Source organism: Nocardia lijiangensis NBRC 108240 (genome assembly GCF_001613045.1).
GTDB lineage: Bacteria > Actinomycetota > Actinomycetes > Mycobacteriales > Mycobacteriaceae > Nocardia > Nocardia lijiangensis.
In genome coordinates this window covers 25,679-51,871 of the sequence record NZ_BDBP01000075.1, presented here as the reverse complement: position 1 = coordinate 51,871, position 26,193 = coordinate 25,679, and the positions used below count along the sequence as shown (strand labels likewise).

6 protein-coding genes are annotated in these 26,193 nt (G+C 66.4%); all 6 read right to left on the bottom strand.

Features of this window, described 5'->3' with window-relative positions; all coding sequences use genetic code 11:
* The coding region (locus tag NL1_RS25995; RefSeq protein WP_156095053.1) for a WXG100-like domain-containing protein at window positions 1–20,325 on the bottom strand (20,325 nt) is incomplete at its 3' end.
* A 3-nt stretch (window positions 20,326–20,328) separates the two neighbouring features.
* Complete coding sequence (locus tag NL1_RS25990; protein WP_067844565.1) at window positions 20,329–21,525, bottom strand: hypothetical protein; 1,197 nt, start codon at window positions 21,523–21,525, stop codon at window positions 20,329–20,331.
* A 199-nt stretch (window positions 21,526–21,724) separates the two neighbouring features.
* A complete protein-coding gene (locus NL1_RS25985) occupies window positions 21,725–23,122 on the bottom strand; it encodes a sensor histidine kinase (RefSeq protein WP_067844563.1) in 1,398 nt (465 codons plus the stop codon).
* Window positions 23,123–23,134: 12 nt separating this feature from the next.
* Entirely contained in the window at window positions 23,135–23,794 is a 660-nt protein-coding gene (locus NL1_RS25980; RefSeq protein ID WP_067844577.1) for a response regulator transcription factor, read from the bottom strand.
* A gap of 84 nt (window positions 23,795–23,878) precedes the next feature.
* Complete coding sequence (locus NL1_RS25975) at window positions 23,879–24,238, bottom strand: hypothetical protein (protein ID WP_067844561.1); 360 nt, start codon at window positions 24,236–24,238, stop codon at window positions 23,879–23,881.
* Window positions 24,239–24,554: 316 nt separating this feature from the next.
* Entirely contained in the window at window positions 24,555–26,150 is a 1,596-nt protein-coding gene (locus tag NL1_RS25970) for an MFS transporter (protein ID WP_067844559.1), read from the bottom strand.
* Window positions 26,151–26,193 lie beyond the last annotated feature (43 nt).

Sequence of the window (26,193 nt, the reverse complement as noted above, 5' to 3'; positions counted from 1 at the left end):
ACCGCGCAACCGCACAGCGTTCGAACCGGCGGGATCGGCGGTAGCGTCGAGTTCGCGGTCACGCCGCGCCACCACGGGATTGTGGCCAACGCGACCGGTGTCGGAATGCGGCCGCGCGATCAGACCGTGCACAACCCGGCCGAGCAATCCGACGAACCTCGCCGAAGTCAGTACACGGGTGTTCCCCGCCGGGGAAATCACATGGAACCTCGGCGAGTAGTCGCCGTCCCGCTCGGCGCGCCGCTGGCTCCTCCCGACCACGTTCACGACGTAATGCCGCCCCCGTTCGTCGAACAACCACAACCGCGTGCCCGGCACCAACCGCGGGACATCCTCGGGCCGGGGCACGAATTCGGTGGCGGTCGGGTCCTCCCGCAACACCTTTCGCACCTTGTCCGCCAGGCCCGGCATCATGTGCGGAGCATGCTCGGATTGCGGTTGGGCCGCCGCCTGCGGCACTGCCGACGGAGCCTCGTGACCCGCATCGCGGGTCTCGCTGGGGTAGGAGTGGACCAGCTCGGCGAGTGCGACGGTGGCTTCGTCCAGGGGCAGGACGGATTCGAACACCCTGCCCGCTCTGCGCGACTGGCGCAGCGAGCTCAGCAAGGCTCGGGCACTGTGACCGACCGTCTCGTCCACCGACCCCGGCGACGAGGGCGCGTGCGGCGCAGCGCTGTTCGCGTGTCGGCGAGCTACCACCGGCGCAGGCGCCGCGACCTGTGCATACGGCGCCACTTCGGACGCGTGGCGCGAATCGGCAACGGGACCGGCCACCTGAATTGCCGCGCTCATCGCGGCAGACGCTGGGAGCGAAAGACTTTCGCGCGACAGCAGGCGATCACGGGCGGCGTCGAGGTCGGCCCGGGTGACCGGCCGGTGGCTCATCTTGGCAGCCCGCACGAGCTCCACCAGGTCGTTGCGCTGTCCGTTGTCGACCAGAGCGTAGGGAGCCAGGCCGAGTACATCGCATACCAGCGGGTCGAGGTGTTCCAGCCGGAACGGCCCGGTGTGGTGGTATTCGCGGATCAGGATGTCTGCGGCGCGGCGGATGTCGGTCAATCGGCCGATTGTCGGCTGGGTGGTCCCGTCGAGGTATTGCGCAGCGCGGACGATGTCCGTGGTGCGGCGGACGATGTCGTCGGTGCGTACGATCTCCGGCAAGCGGACGCCGGTGTACCAGGCCCGCGCGTGGCCGGCGAACCCGCGTTCCCGATGTACCCCGATATCCCGGGCCAACTGTGCCAGTTCCGCACCCGTGAGGTTGACCTTCTCGGCCGGATCGACCCCGGTGAAGTAGCTCAGCACAACTCTGGACCGGACCTGTGTCGCACCATCGCCGATCATGCCCGCCCGCTGCGAATTACGCTCTCTCCGGCGCAGAGTCACCTGGAGATCCGCGGCCGAGAACCGCCGGTCCAACTCGGCCAGATGGGTCTGAAGGCGACCCAGGAAATAGCGCTCGACGACATCGCCGCGAGCGGCGGCCAATTCCTGCTCGTTCGGCATGGACTCGACCGTCAAATCCATGTGGGGCAGTTGCATGCCTTCGTTCTGCCGCCACGCCACGACCTTCGCCAACCTGGCAGCCATTCGGTCCAACGTCGCCAGCTGGAGTGAGTCGAGTGCTGCGCTCCCCGGGGCGAACTCCAACTCCCGACGTTGGTTGCCGTGGTCGGCGATCAGCACCACGGCAATCCGATCGGTCGTCGGGTCGACGACCTCGAAGAACGATTCGCCGCGAGCACGCCCGTACATTGCGAAGGTCCACATGTCGCCGCCGGAACCCAGTTCCTTGCCGAAGATGGCGGCCAGGCTCCGTTTCGCATCACCACGTGCCGCGGCCAACGCCCCGCTGGCGCGCTCCCTCTGCATCTCATCGGTGACAGGCGAAATGCTCGCCGTGGCCTTCGATACCGCGAGCCGCTCCTCCGCGTCTCGGATCTTCCGCATGCTCTCGATGAGCTCGAACCTGGGGTTCCCCGGGCCGAGATCGTTTCCGGCAGCGGCCAGCCACGTTCGCAGGTCGTCCACTCGATGGCGGTAGTACTCCAGGTTCAGGTCGAGCACATCGTCGAGATTCTTGCCGTGCGAGGAACGTATGTTGAGGTTCTCGATGGTGATCTGATGCTGCCCGTCCTGGCTTTCCAGCACGACCGGCGCGAAATGGTAGCCGTAAGAGCCTGGAATATTCCGCGAGCCTGCACTGTCTTGCGACGATGCGATCGACTGGCGGAGATACGCCTCCATTGGCTTGGCGAACGCCTTGGCGTTCACACCCAACGCCGACTCGGCCGCCTCGAGTGCCTGATTCCGCTGCCGATTCACGAAGGGGTCGCCTGCACTGCGGTACGACTGCCCGGGGGCGGGCCACGCGGACTCGGGCTCGTCGTCGGCGCGCGAAACCGCGATGACCGCCGATTCCGGGATCACGGAGTCGAGCTCGGGATCGTCCGCTGCCCTGACCAGATACTCCGCCAGATGATGCGTACCGGCCACCTCACGGCCGGACTTGATATCGATCGGCGCGATCGCCACCGCCCCGGTGCCGCCCAGCGCCTCGGAACGAGTGTCGAAGAGAACCATGTGCGTATGTGATCCACCCAGAACCTGCTCGGAGAAGTCGCGGCATACGTCCGTTGGCCTGGTGCGGAATGCCGGTGTGACCCGGAGGAGCCGCTTCTTCTGCCCGTTGTGAACGAACTCGACGTACGTCTCTTCGTCCAGCGTCAGGCGCATGTTGCTACCCGCCTGCGCCAAGGCCTTCGACGCCTGCTCGACGACCTCCGGGATGGCGTAGAAATCCTTTGCGAAGCGACTGGCCTGAGTCAGCGCGATCGAACCATCACCCGATACCCGCAACATCGGGTGCTGATCCACAACCACCGGCCGAGCCACACGGAAGCGCGGAAAGGAGAGCGCAGTGCCATCGTCTGAGACCTGCCCTTTCTCCACGTTCCACATATCGCGCGTGGCAAAGGGTCCCGAGCGCAGCCTCTCCTCAGCAGACATGGCGGCAATGGATTCGGCCGAATGCGGTGTCACCAGCGTGTATTCGGAGACGAACGAGGACGGCCTCGGTTCCGGCGGGGCGGGACGCCCACGTTCGGCATGCGCGTTCATGCCCCTGCCCTCGTGCCCGGCTGCCGCGGTCTCCGATCTCGAGGTCGCCGCCGAGAAGTGGCTCGACTCCCCCGACCCGAATACCCACCCGCTGCCGACTCCGAATGTGTTGAGCCAGTTGAACTGGTGCAACTCGGACAGCGGCACGAAGATCAGCTCGGCCGGCCTGTGCGGATCACGTACCTGCACGCCGGTGGCCCTGCCCGATTCCCACTGAACGTGGTCGAGGGCGTATGAGTGGTTGTGAGCCAAGCCGGTACGCGGGTGCTCCTCGCTGCCATCGGCGCGCGTGCGGGTCCCCAGAACCACCAGATCACCCCGGGAACGGAGCTCGTGGCATCTACCGGCCAACCACTCGGCGACGCGGGTGTCGGACAGGGGGTCGCCCGAATCCCACTGCCGCAGATGCGTTTGCATGCGATCGAGCGCACGTTTCAAGTGGCCGTGCACGAACCCCGAGAACGCCAACGGGTCCGACATGTCGAACGCGGGGTTGTGCGCGCCGCGCTGCTGCTCGATGATCGGCCGCAAGTCCTCGATCACCTGCGCGAGGCCCGTACTTCCGAACAGTTCCACCAATTCGTGGCGGTCCATCTCCGCGAGGTGCGCCGGGCTGGACGCGGCGATGCGCATCTGTTCGCCGATCTGCCACCGGACCTCGGGCAGCAGCACGAAATGCACGAAGTTCACGAAATCGGCGCGACCGTTGTCCCGATGGGAATCCACTATCGGGTCGTCCGGCCAATCGTGCGGCGACCACTCCAGAATCAATTGAGCGAGACCGTCGCCCGGTGCGCCATCCGATGTCAAGAGCTCGGCCAACGTGTCGCGATCCAGCAGTGTTGGATCTGCCAGAATCAATTCCGAGGTACCGCGGCGAGACTGCGGCGCGCGCCACCCCGGTGCCGTGCGTGGCAGCAGGCTCGTCGCCGCCATTGCCGGGTCCCCGCCGATAACGCCGGCGTAGCCGAATGCGCCGCCCTGGAAAGCCGCCCATGCCTTCTCCCACACCGCGATGGCCAAGGGCTTGCTGCGCCCCCCGGCGTAGAGCAGTTCACCGTCGCGATCGACGTAGAAGACGTTGTCGACCCGTATCCACAACTCCCAGTCACCGGCGAAGAACAGCACACTGTAGGTGTTGTCCTCAGGATGCCAGCGGATCAGCCTGTCGAGTAGGTGCGGATAGGAGTGCACCATGGCGACGAAGTTCGCTATCTGGTAGCACGTACCAAGACCGCCCTGAGCGAAGTCCGCGGGGCGCGGCGGCAACAGCTCGCCGTTTTCGCCCAGTGGCCACAGCGGACCGGTGATGGGTTCGGCTCGCAGGGGGAGCGGCTGCGAAGCCATCCGCTGCCACCGGCGTTCCGCGGCGTGGTAGACCTCGATCACCGCGGCGTCGCCGGTACGCCGCGCGGCGGCCACACCCGGTGCCAGCCACAGCAGTTCGCCCCTGAGATCCCGGTAGATCCTGCCGAGGACGCGCGGATTCATCGTCACCGTACCGTCGTCGGCTGCTGCTCGCACGAAGTATTTTTCGACCAGATCCCGTTCCAGAACCACCAATTCATCGCTGGGTTCATCAATGATGTAGCGACCGTCCGAGTCGATGACGACGCGACACGAGCTGCCCTCGTCGAACGCAACAAATCGGTCGTCGCCGACGACGGGAACCAGAAGATATTCGCCCGAAATGCCGTGCACGGCAGCTGCGGGCATCACCGCCGGTTGATCCGGCGGCTCGGTGGCAGGGGCCCACTCCGGTCGGAGCACCGCAGCCGCGGGCGAGCCCGCATCCGCGCTGCCCGCTACCGGCGCAGCGGCGACGGCAACCGATCCGGCGGACCGAATGCCGGCTTCCTGAATGTCGGATTCCGAGAACAGGTTCACCAACTCGTCATCGATCCACGGCTCGCCGCCGCTCGGATGAACCTCGAAATATCCTGGCCCCCAACCGTTTACCGCTCGCAGCGGGCCATCCTCGAGATCCGGCCCACGATGCTCCGTCGGCTCCAGCCAAGCACCGGCGCGCGACGCCTCGGGGAGTGGACGATTCAGCACCACTCCGTTCTCATCGACCGCGACGTGAAAGTGGCCGCGACCATCACCGGTCGCCCGCAGCAACGTGTACACCGGCAACCCGGGCCCATAGTGCAGATGTGTGGTCACGCCGGTCGGATCATCGATATCGACATTCAGCCCGAGCTCGCGGACAAAGAATGGCAGGAACTGTTCAGCCACGGGATCCATGAACCTCCCGCCCTCCAGCAAGGTGTCCAACTGCCGCTGGAACACTTCCTGCCGGATGTCCTCATGGACCCCCGGCAGGAAGTCGCCGAACGAGTCATCCCATTCGCGAGCCGCCTTCGCACGCAACCCCGCCACCACCTCGGCACGCAAATCCTCGTGCAGGGCACGATCATTCGTACTCAGCAACTCCGCCAGGGCATGGAACAGACAGTTGCCCTCCCCCGGCATCGACTTCCATGCCCCGCCTACGGGCGCCCAGACACCCTCGACCTGCACGTTCACCGCGCCCGCTACCGTCGACTCGTCCGCGCCAGCGGTCAACGACGGACTACCGGGCACACTCGCTCGGGCGTTCGGCACGGCAGCGTATTGGTAGTGGTTACCGTCCACCCGCATCAGGTGGATGATCGGCGCCGCCGGGTCACGATTCTCCGGAACGAATTCCTGAGGCTGTCCGGTCTCCGGTACCACGACCACCACCGCACCGGTCGAGTCGGCGAGCAGTCGCGGAGCCAGATCACCCGCCTCGGAAGCCCAGTGTCCGCGAGTGCTCAAGCCCGCTACCAATTCCGAGATGTGCTGCTCGGTGGGCGCGGTGAGGAACGAGCGATACCGGTCGATACCGTAGTGCAGCCTGCGCGACAGCCGATCGCGCAACTGGTCGACGGCGTCGACACCCTCGTATCCCACGGTGCGGCTCAACCATCCCCCGCCCGCCTGGATGGCGGCCTGGAAGAAGCAATCGCCGTCGTTGGACACATCGATCGCGAACATCTGCCGGTCCGCCACGAAGTTCGACTGCGCGTCGCTCAGCCGCGTCGGCAACGCCACGCGCACGATGCCGCCTCGGCCCGCAAGCACCGTAAGCCGCGTCAGGCCCTCCGGCCCATGGGTGCGCTCACTCCCATCCTCCGCGATCACCCGCACCCGGATGCCGGCCCATTGCGCGAAGGCCGCGGGGTCGGTCCGCCGCGCGAACCACTGCGACTGGTCCTCACCCGCCGGGAGAGCGAACTCATTTGCCAACGCCCGCAAGAACTCCGGTGAAACCGCGCCATCCGGGGATGCCGCACGCAGTATCGCCGCACGCATCGGAAGAAACGGCAGGGGATCCGACACCGTCGTACCCTCGTCGAGCACGGCCAACTGCTGCTCGGTCGGATAGGCGGGCTCCGTCGGGGCGACCACCCTGGGAACCCACTCCGGCACCGGATCGGTGATCTCGTCGGCCACGATCAGTCGATGGTCGACGGTGCGGGCCAGCACCACCCGCTGCGGCGCCGAGGATTGTTCGTCCGAGCTCGTGGTGTGCACGCTATCGCTGTCGACGATCGTCACCTGCACGCCCATACTCCGCTGGACCAGATCGGCGTCGAGGCGAATGAGCTCCGCGGCGCCGAGGTCGTCGCGCTCGAAGGGCAGCAGCTGCAGTGGCCGCTGGCGCCAAAGATATTCGATGAGTGTCTGCTCATCGCGGTACCACTCGTGCACCCGAGCGCCGAGCGCCCGGATGACGGCGCCCGCCACGGTGCGACTGCCCGCATCGCTGGGATCGAGCCGGTAGGACCACTGCGCGAGGTAACTCTCCTGTGTCGGCGTCAGTGTGCGTTCCGATGGCGGCACAGTCGCCGCGGGCGGCCGGTGCGCGAACTCCGGAACGGTCGCCTGGTAGGCGCTCCCGCCATGGTGGAGCAGGGTGATGGTCGGAGTGTCCGCCGTCGACTGTTGCGGGAAGAACCACTGCTCGCGTACGCCCTCCGCCGCACCGTCAGACGCCACCCGCACGGAGGCACCGGAAACATCGGCGAGCAACTGCGGCGCGATTTCCGCCATCGGCTCGGCCCAGCTGCCGCGAGTCCGCAAATCCTCAGCGACGCTGAGGATGTCGAAGCGTTGGGACCCCCCGGCGAACTGTTGTGCCAGCCGATCACGCAGCAGTTCGGCAGCAGTCGCATCGTCGCGCTCCGCTCCGTGACTCAGCAGCAGACCACCCGCGTGCACAGCCGCCCGGAAGAACCCATCCTCGTCGGCAGGCACATCGACAACGCGCAAACCCATTGCGCGCACGTAGTTCGTCAGCGCCTCGGAACCCAGCGCGGGGACCGCGGCCCGCAGCGACCGGTCCCACCCGATCAACACGGTCACCTCCGGCCCGGACTCGCCATCGATGGTCGAGCTTCCGTCTGGATGGACGGCCCGCAAACGTATTCCGGTCCGCTGAGCCAACTCCGCTGAGTCCCAGCGAGCCGCGATACGCCCGTTCAGGCGGTCGAGCACGCCCCGAATCCGCGCGGGGAACTCCGGATCCGCGGCAGCGGCCCGCCGAACCGCCTGGAGCTGGGCAGAGCTCCCACTGCGCGGCTCCGACGCGAGCAGCCCGAGCTGGTCCAGCACCCGTCGCTGCGGTCCGGTCGATTCCGCGGGCCACGGTGTGGGCCGCAGTGATGCCGCGATGAAGGTATCGAATCCTTCCTCCGCGAGATATCTGTCGAAGGTGGTGCTGTCCATCACGGTCCCCCACCCGGGTGTGCGGGAGTCGTACACGTTGAACTCGACACGCCCGTCGTGGCGCCTGCCGCCGATCGCACCGATCACGTGGTCGCCGTTGCTGATCCAGTACCGCCTGCGTTCCGCGACGGACACCACACCGGCCCAGAACCTCCTGCGTGACTGATGTACGGCAAGGATCGGGAACCCTGCCTGAGCGAGGTGTTCGGTCGCGAATCGCACTTGATCCTCGCCCGCCTCCCACTGGGCGTACATCAACCGGATGAGTGCGGCCTGGGATCGACTGTCCTGCTGGAAGAAGCCCGGAACAAAAGGACGCAGGCCCTGATCGGTCAGCCAGGTCAGCGTGAGCACGTTGTCGGATGCGGCGACTGGGTCGGCGTCCGCAGGGACCTCGGGTGCGACTACGAACGGCGAATCGCTCGCGACGTACAGAAACGCCTGCGCGTACGGCCGTTGCTGCGACCAGCTGACCCGCACCTGTGACGGCGATTCGTCCAACATGGACACCGACACCGTGAGTGTCGTCTCGGCATCGTGCCGAGGCACCTCCACGGGTGGCAAGATGCCGGGTAAGAGGCCACCTCGATCGGTGTCATAGGCAGGCGGCAGGCCGGATGGCGGGTGAGCGAGCAGATAGTTGCCGGTCGCCAGCATCACCAGCACGACATCGCCGTCTCGGTAGTTCAGGGCATGTCCGGCGGGGATTCGGCCCTGCAGAATACTGCCCGCCGCGTGGTTGTCGACGATTCCGCTCCGGCCGATAACCCGGACCTGGAACCCCGCCGCCGCCAATTCCCGAATTCGACTGTGGGGCACGGCCAATCCTGCGCCGTCCGCGGCGCCGGTGAGCAGCAACCCCGCATCCGACAGGATCGAATGCTGCACGGGGGACAGCCGTGACTCCGCCACCAGGACGCGGTACAACTCGGTTGTCGCGAGGAACGTTACGAAGTCCCCGCGGGTCATCTCGCGGGGACTGTCAGGGGCGGCGCTGGAGTCCGGGGAGTCGTGGTGGAAGACATGGAACGTCCGACTGCGGTTACTGATGACTGCCGTGACAGCATGCCCGCCGCGGGCGATCCACAGCTGGCGGACACCGTCGAAATGTCCCGCCTCGAGTGCGGTCAGGAACGCTTGCCGCGTCCTGAACTCGGTCTCGGTCCGATAGCCCGCACGGTCCATGAAGCTGCGGGCGACCGCTGTCCGCCCGGCGACACTGTGCGGGGCAGTGTGTTGATCGACCATCAGGCCGATCAGCGCGGACTGCCGTTCTCCCAGACGGTCGAAGGGCCCGATGAGATGGCGGTGGCCGATCAGCGAGGCCAGCGCCCAGGTGTCGCTCGACCGGGCCAGGATCTCCGATCCCGCCGGCACCTGCGCCGCAACCGTCAACCCCCGGTCGCCATCGCGATACAGGTACAACTCGTTCGCCCGCTCCCGCGGCTGAACCAACCACACCTTCCGCCGCGCACCATCGAGGGTGGCGACCTCCATCAACCGGTCGTCACGAGCACCGTCGTTCGCGGGTACGTGCGCCGGATCGGCTATCGGCAACTGGTCGACGTCGATGCGCTGCGTCCGCAGATATTGATCGGGCCGGTCCGATTCCACGTAGATCGTCTCGGGGAAGTCGAAGCCACCGGCCTCGACCGAAGTCCACATAACCTCGTTGCGGGCGTAAACCCTGATCAGGCCGTCGCGCTCGAGTACATGAATGGTGGATCGTCCGTCTATCGTCGCCGCCAGCAGCTCTTCGTCGATGAGAGGAACGGCGGGCGCGTCAATCAACCGGAACTCGGTGTCCCGCAGGAGATTTCGCTGCTGCTCGGTGAGCAGAACATGCTCCGGCTCGAATGGCGCCGCGACCACGCTGTCGAAGCCGCGGCCTGCAAGGTGCTGTATGACCTCCGCCGAGGACATCTGCATCGGAGTGCGGGACTCGCGTGGGTCGAAGACGGAGAACCGAAGCTCATCCCCGCGCCAGGATGCGATCGCCGCAATCGCATTGCCGCCGCCCGCGATCCACAACCGCCGGTCAGCCCTGATCCGATCGGTCAGAAACTCCGGCGAGAGTTCCTGAGGCAGCCGGACCACCGCGAGATCCCGGAAACCCTGCCGACCCAGCATTCCCACAGCGAAGGTCGCCCAGCGGTCGAAACGATCGGCTGCCACATGCCCCTCGGGGGTCAGCTCAGCCGCGTGCTGCTCGAGCATCAACTCGATCAGGCCATCCCATTGCGCGTCGTTCATCTCGGCGAAGTTCGAGACGACCGATTCACCGCCGATCAGCCAGGACAACGACTGCGCCGGACCCGATCGAGCCAAAACCTCTGTGTTCTCCGGTATCTCGGGGCCGATCGTCAACCGATCATCGGCAGCGCGGTAGAGATACACCTCACGGGTCTGCTCAGGGACCGGCAGTACCCGGGTGCCGTATTCCGGCGGCGGGCCGGACTCCGCCAGCCTGTGTCCGTGACTCTGGAGGTAGGTCGGACGAGCGCCCTGCCGCGCGGGCACATAGCGTCCCTCGCCGACCTCGACGATCGTGACCACCCGCCGTGAGATCGCCGGATCGATGTCGCCGTGCTCTGACACAGTGCCCTGGTGGGTGAGCACACGAACGGTCACGCCGAGCAGCGATGCGAACCGGTCCAGCGCTCCCGCATCCGGACGGGCGGCGCGCAACCGCGCCAAGTACTCGGCGAACTCGTGCTGCCGCATCGGAGGCAACCAGCTGTTGGCCCCGTCGACGGCATAGAAGAACGGCTGGCTCAGCGCGCGGGCCAAGGCGTTGCGCATGCTTTCGGGCCGCGCTTGCGGCGCGATATCCCAGCCCGACCCCTGCAACTGGTCACGCTGGGTGTCGTTCGGATCGACCTCGGACCGATGCCGCTGCAGCAGACGCCGAGCCCGCTCGCGCACGCTGCCGATCGTCCGCTCGGTCTCGGGCCCACCGTTCGCCGATGCGGCGGTCCGGCCAGTGGACTGACTCTGCCCGCCCGCACGGTACGCGCCGCCGTCTTCGTTGGTATCGAACCGGCGAACGCCGTCGGTATCGACATGCCCAGGATCCGGCTCGCCCAGCACTACACCGTTGCCGTCGACCGCGACGTGGTAGTGCCCATCACCGTCACCGGTCGCCCGCAACAACGTGTACACCGGCCCATTCAGGCCATGACGTAGAGGTGTGGTCACGCCACTCGGGCGAGCAATGTCCACATTCAACCCGAGCTGCCGCACCGCATACGGCAAGAAGAGCTCGGCCGCGTCATCCCGGAACCGCCCATCCAGCAGCAGATCCTCCAACTGCCGCTGGAACTCGCTCCGCCGCCGCTGTTCCGGCTCGCCGTTCATGAAACCGTCGAAGAAACCATCCCATTCACCGGCCGCCCGCTGATACAGCGCCTCCACAACCTGCGGCCGCAACTCCTCGTGCGTAATCGGATCGCCCCGATGATCCCGGGGCAGCAGCTCCGCCAGGGCATGGAACAAACAATTCCCCTCACCCGGCATCGACTTCCACACCCCACCCTCCGGCGCGGAAACCCCCTCGACCACCGGATTCAGCGTTCCCGCTACTTCCGCCTCGTCCACGCCGCCTCGGAAGACGGACCCACCGGCCTGCTCGGGCCGGGACTGTGACCGCTCGCTCACCGGGGTGGGCACTCGGTACTCGGCGACGCTCGGGTTGCCAACGCGGACAGCCTCATTCCGTCCGAAGCGCCGCAGGAATTCCCTGGCCCGCCCGCTGTGTCCGCGCCACCATCCGGTCGGCTGGATGGCTGTCGGGCTCGTCGCCGGACGACGCCGCCGCAGCGCCATGCCGACGAAATCGCCGACCACATCACGGGTTCGCCGCCCGGGCGTGGCCTGCTGCCCGGCCGCCGCCTGCACCGGCACATCGGTTGCGGACGCGCCTTCGCGAACGTCGGCCGGCACCGGCTGCGCCTCGTTCGCGAGCGGTATCGCCTCGACGTGGAAGACCGAATCGCTGAATTCGTCCGGATCGAATTTCAGCATATGCACCGGCGCAGCGGCCGTTCCCGCTCGGATGGCGTCGAGCCGGGCCTCGAGTTCCGCGTCGGCCAGCTTGATCAACGTACCCATCGCGTACTGCCCGCGCGGTGATGCGGAGTCTGTGGCCGACGTCCGCAATTCCGCTTCCAGGTATGCCCGGTTGAGTGCATTGCGAACGGCGAGGGGAATCTCGTCGGAATTGCGCAAGCGGGGGAAATCGATGGTCAGTCGGCGCTGGTATTCCGGCGACAGATCGGCGAAATGCAGACTGCTCCACCACTGGCGACCGTGCTCGTTCCACCAGGTCGCCAGCTTCTGGGCCTGGTCAGGACGCATCGGCGCGGTGCCGTCGGCACCGACTTCGGCCGGGAAGCCGGGCGGCACGATCCGGTCGTTCTCATCGACCGGATCCGGGTGTGCCCACAGATCCAGCCGATGGGACGGGCGTACCTGCCCGGTCGTGAGCAACTGGTCCCAGTTGCCGAGATCCTTCTGCTGCTCGGCCAGTCGGCGGCGTTCCGCCCGCAACTGCTGGCGCACCTGCCCGTTATCCGGGCTCTGCTCCCGGCCGCGCAACACCCGATCACGCGCGTGCAGCCACCGCCGCAACCTGGCGGTCTCGGCGGTTTGCCGTTCCAGTTCGCCGACGCGTTCGCGGACAGGACCCAGCAGGCCCGTGGGCGGGATGGTGGGGTCGTATTCCTTGCGCTGAAAATTGCTCGCGGGCACGAGACCCTGGCGGCGAAGGAGATCGAAGGCATAGTCGTTCACCTGCGGGTTGGGGTGGTAATGCCCGCTGTGGTCGGTCATCACCCGGACCCGGCCATCATCGACTACGAGATAGCCGGCGGCGGTGACCGTTCGCCCCCCGAGAAACGAGGAGTGGAAACTCACTACCGACGTTTCACCCGAGTACAGATTGCCGAACTCGTCCATGACGAACTTCGAGCCCGCAGTACGGAACGGAGCACCGTCGCGCGCTTGATACAACCTGCCGTCCGGGCCAACGAACAGCCGATGCTGTTCACGTTCCTCTGGGGTCATGTAATGGGTCGGTGTGTTGACCATCCCCGATCTGATCTCGAGCCTGCTGCGGTCGATCACAGTCGACTCATCCAGGTCGAGCGTCGTCAGGTAGCGCAGTGGCCGGTTCTCACCGGTGTAGTGCCTGCCCAGGACCGCACCGTCGAGCAGCGGTACTTGCCGGGACGCCAGCACACGATCGAACGCGGGCGGAATCTGCTCAGGCAGTATCGCCCCCGGTATCGGTGCCGCCGCTGGTTCGATCGGGTGCACCGCTGCCCAGAGCGAACCGTCGGCGTTCAGTCCGATTTCGTAGTGACCGCTCGGCGACTGCCGCAGCTGCAGGGTCGGGTTGTAATAGTGGTCCTCCAACGAGCTGATGGCCGCCCGATTCGGCTCGTGCAGAATGAGATTCGCACGAAACAGCGCACCCGCCAGGGTCAGCAGTTCCTGCTTCGTGAGGCCACCCTCGGGCACATGACGCGAGTCGAAATCGATCCGGAAATCCCGCAGATTCACGATCGCCCGATGCAATCTGTCGTCGACCTGCTGCCAGTACCAGTTGTCGTAGTTCTGTCGAATTCCTTGTTCCTCCAGCGGGATTCCCGCCGGGTCGGCCGAGTAGGTCGCGTCGTAGGTCTGCCGGCGGGAGCTCTCGTGCGCCCACGAAACGTTCAGCTGTTCGGGGATGAACCTTTGACGGTAGTACTGGAAATTCTCCTCGAGCCGACGAGCGACCGCGATACGCAGGGCGGGCGAGTTGCCGAGGTTGAAAGTTACCGCGAGCGCCGTACACAACGGGTCGGTGACACCGGGCACCGGCAGCCAATCCGGTGGCATGGGCTGGGGCACCGAAGTCATGTCGTCCGCGCCGAGTGCCTGCCGGATCGGCTGATCGCGCTGGCTGAGGTGATCATCGGTCACGGAAGCGTGCCGGGAATCGACCACGAGATGAGTGGGACCGTTCTCCTCGAGAAGGCGGACGGCCATGTGAAATCCCATGGCGTCCGGGACATCTCCGGTCGTCGGGTCGTACCACAGCACTTCGTTCGTGCCGACCGATATCGCAGTCACGTGGCCATCGGCAGCCCGGTACACCAACCGCACGCCCGGTCGAACAACGGCATTCCAGTCCGAGGGCATGGTGTCCGCCGTGAACGGCTGTTCGTCCGGCACACCCATCAGTCGAGCCAGCGAACTCATCCGATCGTCGACCGAACCCGACCCGTAGTGTTCGACCATCTCCTTCCACTCGGTCGCGTCGAGCGAATCGTCCGCACGGTCGGAAAGCAACCAGCGGGCAGCGAATTCGATGTCGAGGAGGGCACGGTTCGGTGCGGTGCGTGTGCCGACGGCCGGGTTCGCCGAAGGTGACCGATCACCGGCCTTGCTGGTCGAGTCGATCCGTCGCGATGCCTGCACCGGGTCGCTCGGGGTGGTGAATCCGTATGCCACGGCGCCGGCCCGGCCGGCCGACGACGGATGCCCCGGGTTGGCCGAGTCGTTCACCGGCCCTGCTCCGTGGCGTGCCGGCTCGGTGTGATCCGATGCGGCGGCGCGAGTTCGGCTGTCGGGTGACGACGACGATTCCGGGATTCGGTCCGTGAACAGCGCCCGGGTCATCCCCTCCTGCTCGAAGAGACGGGTCAGATCGTCGAGGGTGCCGGACGACCATTCGGCTGCGGCGCCTGCGCCCGCGAGATCCAGCACACCGTCACCTGGGGTCCAGATGAAGCGAGCCTGCTCCTCGTCTCCCAACACCATCACGGCGGCCTGCACCGAGCTGCTCTTGCCGAAAGCCCGTGCGGTCAATGGCGTCGGATTCTCCCCGAGGAGCCGCGAGATGCGCTCGTCATCCCAACTCGGGTACGTCCTCGCCCTCGGTGTCGTCGGCGGTGCGGCCGCCTCGTTCGACGAATCGGCGGCGCGCTCAGTGGAATCCGAGCTTGCGGAGGCTCGGGGAGTCGGTATCGGCGGCGGCGAGTCGGGTTGCGACGTACTGCCGGTGAGCGGAGGCGCGTTCGCCGAGTAGACGCCCGGATTCCGCGAACTCAGAATGTGCTGTTCGACCGCGGCCTTCTGTTGTGGAGTCGCGATGTTGCGCAGTTGGTCCTCGGCCGCCTTCAGCTCGCTCCCCGCGTTGTCGAGCTTCGCCTTGTTTTCTGTCGATTGATCTCTCTTATGTGCCTCGGAGGCGTCTTTGTACTCGGCCGACGCCTGCTCATACCTCGTGACGATCACCTTGACGTTCTTGTGCGGCGCCCGGCTGCGGAAGTCCTCGGGTGAGATGTAGTGCCGGGCCTCACCCGGTGTGCCGCCGTCTTCCCAGCCCTTGGTCGGATCGCCGCTGCGTGCGGTGCGGTTCTCGACCTGATGGTTCACTCGTTCCGAATAGGCCGGGCCGCCGCTGATCTTGACCTGGAGTCCGCCGTTCTCGATAGCGGCCTTGACCGGGGTGATGTCGGTTCCGCGGCCGAGGAGCTTGTTGCCGATCAGGATCTTGCCCAGCCCACCGGCGGCATCGGTGAGCTCGGTCAGGTTCCGATACGCCAGGCCCTTGTCGTTGTGCCGGTCTACCCAAGCGACATCGATCGTGTCGAAGGCGACCTCGAGATTGCGTGCGCCGGCCGCATCTCGCAACGCCTGGGCCAACCGCGCGACATCGACGTTGTCCATGGCGACGACGAGCTGCGGGCGCCCCTCCTGCCGCCATTGCCCATCGCGCTCCACGAATGCCGTGTCGAGGATATCGTCGGCCATGGCCGAGAACTTTTCGTCCTTACTGCCGAAATACTTGGCATCACCGAGTTCCAACTGCGATTTGAAGTACCTTTCCACCCTTGTTATCGGACCGGTTTCATGCTCCTCGTGCAGGACGCGCTCGACACCGCGCGGGTTGCCCTCCGAGCTCGTGAGCAGGGTGCCCGATGTGCCGGTGAGCCTGCTGAAATAACTGAAGAGCTGACGACCGGTGACACTGATCGAATGTTTCGAATCGGAGGCGACTTCCAGGCCCTCCTTCAGTTCCAGATATTTGGCGAATCCAGACCATCTGCTGGAACTCTGCTTCTCCGGGTCGTCCAGCAACTGATCGTTGGTCGCGGACGAGATGATCTTGATCTTTCCTGGTGTCCCATCACCTTTCTCACTGACGTGATAGTCGGAAGCACGCTCGGGCCCCCACCATGCCTGTGCGGCGTGGGCGTACTCCGCCTCCTCCTCGTCCGTGAGCTTTTTGTTCAGGTGCGCTTCCAGCTCCGCCTTGCCCTCCGGGCTCAGCCGGGAGTCGAATATTCCCCGATGGTCCGGATCCTTGCCGAAGTGCTCCGGACGCAGGATCTGCTTTTCCACGGCTTCCCGGAAACTGTTCCAGGTATCCTCCGCCTGCCTTTTGTATTCGTCGAATCCGTTGTTCTCGGAATCGGCATCCTTCGCAGCGAAGGGCGTCAGCACATACTGGGACTGCACATCGACCAATTGATCATCCATCTCATCGATGATCACCTCACCCCGCCGGAACGGCTCGAAACGAGCATCGGAACCCACTTCATCCGCCGCATCGTCGAGCACCTGCTTGTATTTGTGCAGCGTCGACGCTTCCTCCAATGCCGCTTTGAGCTCTGCCACGCGCGCATCCGACATGCCACTTGCTTTCAGCTTGTCGATCATCGTCTGCGCTTCTTTGACCACACGGAAGCCGTAGTCCTGCGCCGTGCCGACGACGATGAGCTTCTTGCCTTCCCGCGGTGGCTCGAACGGCGCATCGGAATCCATGCGGCGAACCTCGATATCGAGGCCGTGTTTCTCACCGGCGACAAGATTCAAGAACTCGTGCTGCATGTGCAGGACCAACGGATCACTACTGGTCATCACGTGGATGATGTCGTTCTTCATGGCGCTACGCGTCGCCCTCGCGATGACGGTCAGCTCCTTGCCCTCACCGGTGTCCATCTCGACCGGGCCGCGCTCCAGCAGCATTTCCGTCGCGAGCTGCGTCGGCCGCAACACCTTGCCACCGGGACCGCCGGCCGCGCCTCCGGTACCCCGGCGTATCAGTTCCATAAGGGCCACACGGGAATCCGTCTCCGAGCCATTCTTGATCAGCTCCGCCAGGTCTGCTCCGCTGAGCTTTGCCAACGGACCCGACCCGTCCGGTCCCGCGAGGGTTTGGTAATGCTCCCTCAGTGCCTCGGCCGCCGCCTTGACCGCCTGGTACCGCTTGTCAGCGGCTTGTTCGAAAGCCTTGGCCTCGTAGGCATCCCACTTCTCCCCACCGACCTTGCCGGCGTCCGCTATGAGCTTGTCGACGTTGTCCCGGGCCGGCTGATCGTCCTGCACCGCCTTCTCGTACGCGGCCCGGAGCTCGCTGTCCTCGGTCTTACTGCTGTCATCGTCTTCTGCGGCAGGCTTTTTCGCATGCGGAGTCGGTTCGGCAGCCGGTGGCCAGCCGTCCTGCTCGTCCGGCGTGTACTTGCGGCCGTGCTGGTCGAAGTGATCGAGGCCGGCGTAGAGGTCGCCGAGCGCGGCCTTCACCCGGGCCGGGGCCGGATGGTAGGAGCCCGCCCAGTCGAAGACCGCGGTCAGCTTCCCGTCCTCGAATCGGGCCTTGAACGCCACGTACACACCGGCGTTGTGGAACGCCTCGTGCGGCAGTTCGCTGACGTACCAGCGGCCGTGGTGGTCGCCGACCACGGTCCGCATCACCGGGGCCTGGCTCTCGGCCCAGCGATTGAGCAGCGGCCCGCGCCGCGGTACCCCGATGGTCGTCGGGCCGTCCTCGCCCACCACATTCTTCCCGGGCTTGCCCTGCGCCGGGGACTCCTCCGACTTCGACGAGTCGCCGGATTCGGCTTTCAGCTTGCCCGACCCCGAGGACGAATCGCCGGAGTCCTTCGACTTCGGCGCGGGGGCGCTGGGATCCTTCGTCCAGTGACCGTCGTCCGACACCGTGAAGCGATGTTCGGCCCGTTCGTCCTCGGTGAGCCGGTACATGCCGCGCGAGAGCGGCTCGTCGTAGCCGCGCACCGATTTGCCGCCGTCGGCGCCGTCCTGATCACCGGAGGGCGGCTTCTGTCCGAATCCGGAACGCAACGGCAGGTCGCTGCCCACGTGCTGCCGGAAAGGCTCACGACCCTCGTGCGGCGACTTGTTGCCCTTGAACAACTCGATCGTCTGCTGAAAGCCGAGGATCTGCCGCAGGAACGACTCGCCGCCCGGCCACACCGGGCCGAGCAGACTGGGATCGACCCGGCGCCAGCGCACACTGGACTGAGCGGCCACCCCTGGTTCGGTGAGCGAATCGCTCGACTTCCCGGAGCGCGACCCGCTGGTGGTCGAACTGTCGTCACCACCGCGCCCGGAGCTGCGCGACGTGGTGGACGAACTGTCGTCACCGCCCCCGCGAGAACTGCGCGACGCGGTGGAAGAACTGTCGTTGCCGTCGCGACGTCCAGCGGCGTTACTGAGCGGGGCGTTCGTGTCGGACGTGTTCCGCGTCGATTCCTCGACCGGCGCAGTCTTGTCTCCGGTCGACGGTGTCTTGTCGCTGACCGATGGTGTGCGGTCGCCACCGACGGATTGCCCGGCAACCGATTTCGGCCGGGGCACCGTCGTCTGCGGATCCGGTGTGCCCGTCTTCGGCTGCGGCGCCACCGATTGGACGTGCTGATCGGACGCCGCCGCCGAGCGATTGCCGGATTGCGATGCGGCGGTGTCGAACTGCTTCGTCTGCACACCCGGAACGTGATCGCCGCTGCCGGACAACGCACCCGACCGTGGCGGAGTCGCACCGCCGGTCGTCGAGGACGACCCCTGCGATGTCTGCGGGGTGGCGCCCTGCGCCGGCTTGGCGGCCGGCTGCTCTACCTTGGGCTGCGGCGCCGCGGAGCTCGCCGCATCCGCCTTGGGCGTTGCTCCCTGGTGCCCGGCCCCGTTCTGCCCGGCCGCGTTCTGTCCGGCCCCGTTCTGCGCGGACACGGCCGCCGGACCCTGCGACTGCACGCTCTGGTCCACCGGCTGTCGGTGGTCCTGGCTCGTGGAGGTAGTGGACGATTCCGGACGATCGGTGGAGATATTCGACCGGCTATCGCCCCCTTCCGTACGGTCACCACGCGGACTCGACGAATCCCGGTCCCCAGCGGATACCTGCGATGCGCCATCGTTTTTCGGCGCCGGCACGGAGCCGTCGTCGTTCGCCGCGGCGTGCGCGGAGCCCTCGTTTGCCGCCGACCGATTCCCGGAAGTATCAGCGGCCGAAGACGATCCGTTGCTGTTGACCGAACTCCCGTCCTGCGACCCCGGCTTCGTACCCGAAGCCCCATCATGGCTCGACGGTGCACCGGACTGCCCGTCGCTGGGCGGCTTCCCGCTCGAAAGCTGGTCGGACGAGGACGGTTTGCCGGGCGGACCATCTCCCGTTCCCACGGGCGCATGCGCCGGTGGGAGCACCGTCGTCAGATCCCCCGTCTTCGGCGCATCGATATGCGGCGACGCACCGGAATTGCGCCATCCGCGCGCGCCGCCGGCGAACGCACCGGCGGCACCCGCGCCGAGCATGCGCGGATCCAGCTCGAACGGGCCGCCATTGATGATCTGGTTGGCGACACCACCGCCGACCATACCGCCGACACCACCGGCGCCACCTTGCACCATACCCGTGAGTAGCTGCTGCCACCGTTTGTCGAATTCCGAGCGGGTGATCTTGCCGCCCGCGAATTTGAAAAGATCCGCACCGATCTTGCCGAACAGCGAACCGAACGCGCCACCCAGCGCACCGCCGAGCGCGTACTGACCGAGCGACTTGCCGTCGAAATTCTCCCGATGCCCCGCAGCCATCTGACCAAGCTGAAGCAGGATATTGAGGATCACCTGCTGCCCCATGGCATTGAGTGCGGCGATCACCATTTGCATCATCGTGTGCTTGAGCCATTGGAAGACCATCTGATACCAGGAGATCAGCACCACTTGCTGCGCGGGCGCGGTGACCGGGGACAACCAGGCGAGCGCGATCTCCCACACCAGCTGCACGAGGCCGATGATGATCATGATCTTGTTTTCCTGAATCGCGCAACCGACCTTGTCGCACGATTTGGACAGCTGCGTCATCGATTTCGCGATCGCCTGCAACGACGCGTTGTCCGATTCCTCGATGAGACTCTTCAGCGTCTGCACCATCTGCGAATTCAATTCATCCGCCGACGGATACGCCGCGAGAACGTCCTTGATCGCGTCCTCGACGCCGGTCACCAGCGCCGACAATTCGCCCGCGGCGTCCGACCACGCGTCCGCGAGGGCGAACATGCCGTTTTCGCTGCCATCGGGCCATTCCCCACCGGCGACGAAACTCAGCCAGTGCAGTTCCTCGGGCAGCTGGATATCGGACTTGGCGATCGCGTCAGGAACCGACATCCGCTACCGATCACCGGTGCGCCAGCCAGAGCGCTGCCACGGATCGCCCGAATCCGAAGTGTCCGCCTGTTCGTCCACCTGCGGCGAAGCCTTGCGCCGGTCGCGCCGCTTCTCTTTGCCTTCGCCCGCAGCGCCGCCTTGATTGCCGGGCGGCATCCCGCCGCCGGGCACCCCCGGCATCATCCCGGTGCCCGGCACGGCCGCACGGGCCTGGGTGCCATTCTGCCCGTTCTTGTTCGCCAGTTTCTCACCGTCGAACGCCCCGGCCGCACGGAGCGACGGGCTACCCATGGTCCCGCCGAGACCGCCGCCCTTGCCGCCGCCTTGACCGCCCGACTTGTCCAGCGGTGCACCGGTAACCGGATCGATTGCCGGCTTGTACGCATTCGGCCCGAGTACGCCTGGCACGCCCCCGGGGAAATCGGGATTCAGCGAAGTGCCCTTCGTACTCGGCAACGCGCCGGTTCCGCCATACAGGTCGCCGGAATTGCCTTGCCCCGGACCGGTATTCAGGGTGAGTGGCGAGTTGGGGCCGGACATGCCCGCGGTCGAGTAGTTCGCGACCGGCGGACCGCTGAGATCACCGGCGTTCGTGCCACCAGTGCCGGGTCCCGCCCCGTAGGCGCCTGGGCCGGTATCGCCACCACTGGGCATCTTGATCTCCGGACCACCATCACCCGGCCCCTGATACCCGCCAGGCGGAGGCGGCGGTGGTCCCGAAGGACCGTTTTTCCCGCTGTCTTCATCCTTCTTGCCATAGTTCGGATCGGAACTGAGCGGCCCCTTGTACGGTCCCGGATCACCCTTGGCGTCCTCGTCGATGTAGTTCTTCAGTATCCACTCGGCAAAGAGGTCCTCGCCGCTGGCGAACACCTTGCCCGCCTCCTCGAGCGTGCGGCCGTAGTTCACCAGTAACTGCCCGTAGACGGGCACCGCACCCGACGCGTCGGACCCGGTACTGGCATTGCCGACCACCGAGTCCTTCGCCGACAGATAGCCCTCGGCGCCCTCGGAGAACTGCTTACCCAGTTTGTCCTCGCCCCATGGCTGCCCGAGGCGCTGCAGGTTGTCGCTCAGTTTGGTGAGAATCTCGAACAGCCCGTTCGGCGCGCTCGGCAACTCCGCCAGCTTCTTGCCCTTGTCGATCAGGGCGTCGGGGTCGACCCGAACCGTGTGGCCGTTGTTCGGCTGCGGTGCCATCACGATTCCTTACTGTTTGTCCTGGGGCGGCGCTGAACCCTCTTGGGACCACGACTTGCCGTCGCGGCCCTTAGGGTTGACGAGGCGGTCGCGCAGGAGTGTTGAAGAGGGGATCGCCCGCGCGCCACCCACCTATCGTCGTGCGAGCGCCCCCGAGGTCGTGTGCCAGAACGGGAGTGTTCACCGTCTCTTCAGCAGTTCACCCAAATGTAAGGTCGGCCGGATCGGTGACGGCGGGCAGACTCACCATCACCACCAGCCCGTGCGGCTGCGCCGATTCGATGAACAGCAGGCCGTCGTGCTGCGCCGCCAAGGTGGCGGCGATCTGCAGACCGAGCCCCGACCCACCGGCCGCGGCCCGCGCGCCACGGAAGAATCTTGTTGTGAGCAGGTCGATCTCATCCGCCGACACGCCGACCCCCGTGTCGGCCACCGACACCACGACCGACTCCGCTTCTCGATCGACGGTGACCGTGGCGCTCACGCCCGCCCCGGCGTAGCGCGCCGAATTGCTCAGCGCCACATCGAGAATCTGCGTGAGCACACTGCTGGGAACGCTCGTTTCCGCAGCCGTGACCAGCGGCTCGAATGTCAGGGTGATATCCGCGCGGACGAAGGCGTCGTGCCAGGCGCCGACCCGGTCCGCGGCCACCCCGACCGCATCGCACCCGGCGGCGGGCGGGCCGACCTGCTTGCCCTCCTCGGCGTCGGCGACCGCGGAGGTGAGCAACCCGTCGAGCAGCTCGGTCAGCCGGTCCACTTCGCTCACCACGCTCACGAAGGTGGCGGCGGCCACGTCAGCGGCGAGCATGGGCTGTAGCGCCTGTAGTCGAACCGCGAGCGCCGCAAGCGGATTGCGCAGCGAATGGGCGGTATCGACCACATGTCGGCGCTCAGCGGCGGCCAAGGCGGCCACCGCCCGCGTCACCGACTCGACACCGGCCGCCAACTGCAGGATCTCGGGCGGACCTTCGCTCATCGGCGGCCGCCGGGGCGAGACGCATTGCGCGGGCAGGGTCGAGGTGAGCGCGTCGACCGCGCGCAGCAGCCCGGACACCGGGCGCAGAATCCAGCCCGACACCAGCAGCGCCAGCCCGGAGAACACCAGCAGCGCCGTCGCGGTGACGCAGGCCAGCTGAGTCCACCGGACCACGATCTCGGCGCGGGGCACCGATGTCGAGACGGCGATCACCACCACGCCACCCACCTGCGGTGGAGTCCCTATCGGCTGGGCGACCAGTATCGGCTCGGCGTTCCACGGATACAGCGGTCGCGGCATCTCGAGCCAGTGGCGATCGCGGATAGCCGCACGCACCCGCTCGTCGGCTCGGTCCACTCCGATGGCACACAGCACCGCACCGTCGGCCCCGAGCACGAGGACCCCATTACTGGTGCTGTCGCGGTAGCTCTGCGCTTCGTCGCACAGGTCGGCTGAGGCGGTTCCGGCCAGCACCCCGAATCGGTTGGCGTCCTGCACCCGGTCGATCACCAGGCCGCGGGTCCGGCTCGTGGCCAGTTCGTCGGCGATGCCGACTGCGAAGCAGATCATGCAGAGCGCCGCCAACGCGGTGAACGCTGTTACCAGCCGAGCGCGCACGCCGCGGTCCTCTCAGCGCGACCAGCGATAGCCGAAGCCGTGGATCGTGCTGATCAGCCCCGGCCGGTTCAGCTTGGCCCGCAGCGCACCGATATGGACATCGAGTGAACGGGAGGTCGCCGGGGTTGTCTTGCCCCAGACCTCGGTCATGATCTTGTCACGCCCCACCGCGACGCCGGCGTGCTCGACCAACACCCGGGTGACGGCGAATTCCTTCTGCGTCAGCGATATCGGCTCCCCGGCCACCTCGACGGAGCGCGCGGCCAAGTCCACCTCGACATCTCCGGTGACCACGGCCGACGGGTCCGGTTCGGTGGCCCGCGAGCGCCGCACGACCGATTCGAGTCGCGCGGCCAGCTCGCCGACCCGCGGCGGTTTGACCATGTAGTCGTCCGCGCCAGCCCGCAGGCAGGATACGACGGCGAACTCGTCGCCTTCGGCGGTGAGGACGATGACGGGAACGTCGCTCACCTTGCGTAACTGGCGCAGCACGAGGTAGCCGTTGATGTCGGGCAAGCCGAGGTCGAGGATGACCGCGTCGTAGGCGGTGCGCGAGGTCAGCAGATCGAGCCCGTGGGTCAGATGGTCGACAGCGCCGAAACCATGCTCCCGCAGTCCGTCGATGACGGCCTCGGCCATCCCAGCATCGTCCTCCACTACCACCACACGCAGCACCCCGGCCCTTTCCCGCAACCTGACAACCGGTAGGTGAGATTACCGCAGGTGCAAGATAACCCGGCTACGTCATGCCTACAGTCATGCTGTGGCTTGCGGCGCAGTGGGCCGGGGGCCGCTCGCCGGCAATGGCGCGAAAGCCACCGGCAGGTGTCCGGAAAGCCGCGGCGCAGGAGGCAAGCTGGGGAACCGCCTGCGCAGTCCGCCCAGCTGCCGGTAGATCTCACGGAGCTCCTCGTGCAGCGCGCCGATCTCCTCGTGCAGCTGCTCGGCTTCCTCCACGAGATTCCCCCAGAACAGCCGCCCTTGCTCGAGCTGTGCCCGCTCGGCTCGCAACCGCGTCAGCGCCTCCTCGGCCGACGAACGGGACGAGGCACGTCGCGCCCCGCCCGCACGACCGTCGGCGCGACGTGCGAGAGAAGTGGGTTCGGTATTCCGCATGGCAGATCCCGGCCTTTCGGTAAGTCTCCGGACACAATTATGCGCACAATTCCGAATTCGTCAATCGATCTTCTGGAATTTACATCGGCTTATGCATCGCATAGAAATTGCGAAGAATCTTTAGAACTTCTTGAGGATTGATCAGATTCTTGATCTGACTCGAAAACAGGACATCTACCTGGGCAGACACTCTCGCCACAAGGCGAAAGGGCCCGAATTTTGAACATTACTCAACGCAGCAGCCACCCACGATCAATGAGTGTTGGAAAGAAGTCTCCTACCCCGGCCGCCGCGTCCGGGAATTCATCAGTGCGCGCTACCGGTTTTGCGGTGCTGCGTTCGATTTCCGCGCCAGCACGCTGGCGACGAGCATGACGACCACGACAGCGGCGACGACCGCGATGATGGCGAGCAGCCCGTCGCGATAGCCGGAGACGAACGCGTTACGGACGGCGACGCCGAGCGGCGCACCGAGTTGATCGTCCGCGAGGGCGACTGCCCGCACCCCGTCTCCGACCGGATCGCGACCGATGCCCGCACCGCCGATGGCCAGCACATCGGCCGGGACAACGAAGCGCGCTTGATAGCCGCGCTCGACGAGGCCACCGACGATCGCGGCCCCGAGCAGACCGCTGAGCTGCACGAGCATCAGCTGCGCTGCCCACGGAATGCCGGTGCGCGATGCCGGGTGCACCGCGCTCACCACCTCCAGCGCGATGCCGAGCACGAGGGCGCAACCCAGGCCCGTCACCGTCACCATGACGACGAGCGGGGCGAGGTCACCCGGCTCACCCGCGGTCAGGCCGATGGCGAGCCCGTCCATGATCGCGGTCGAACCGATGATCACCGCGGCGACCACCCAACCCGCGCGCTGCAGTGCCGCACCCAGCTTCGCACCGATCGCGGTGGCGAGGCATGCGGGTAGGAATAGGGCGAGGCCCGCGACCACCGGCACTCGGCCCCCGAGCACCTGGAGGTACTGAATGACCAGGAACACCATGCCGAACATCGCCACGATCGCCGTCCCGAGCGCGAGCATCACGAGCCGCACGCGCGGCTCGGCACTCAGCAGCCAGTCGTGCGGCAGCGAACCACCGCGCCGAATAGCCGCCGCCACGACCGCGAGCACCGCCCCGATGCCAAGCGCGATCGCGAATCCAGGAGACGTCCAGCCCCACTTGGGCGCCTGGTACAGCGCGAGCGCGAGGAATCCACCGGACAGCGTCATGGTGACGACCGCGGGCCAGTCGACCGGACTCGCCGGGTCGGCCGGGACGGCCGGGACGATCGCGAGCACCCCGAACAGCACCAGAAGATTTACTACCGTCAACCCCGCCATCGCGTTCGGCCAATACACCTGGTTCAGCACCACTGCGGTGATCAGCAGAGTCAGCATCACGCCCGCCGCGGAGCAGCCTGCCCACGCCGTGACGGCGCGCGCCCTGCGGCTTCCTTCGCCGTAGACGAGCACAACCATCGCCAGCGTCGCGGGCAGGACGGCCGCGGAGCCCGCGCCGATGGCCACTCGCCCGATTAGCAAGGCGATCGGAGTTTCCGGAACAGCCAGATGGATCGCGGTGCCGACGAGATACACCAGGTAGCCGCCGACCATGACCCGCTTGGCTCCGAGCCGGTCGGCGAGCGCGCCGCCGACCAGCAGGAGCCCGACGTACGTCAGCACATGCGCAGCCGGAAGCCACTGCGATATCGCTATATTGGGCCGGTCCCCCAGCTGCCGCAGCAGGGTCTGTACCGCGATGCTGTGCATCGCGGTGTCCCAGCTGATCATGAACGCGGCTGCACATAGGGTCAGCAGCACAAGGCGACGACGCCAGCGACCCAGGCACATCGGCTCGGCCCGCGTGCTCGCCGTGTCGGCGGTGTGCGCGAGCGGGTCCATCTCGAGTGTCATCACGTGCCCTTTGTCCAATTCCAGACATCACATGTCCGACCGT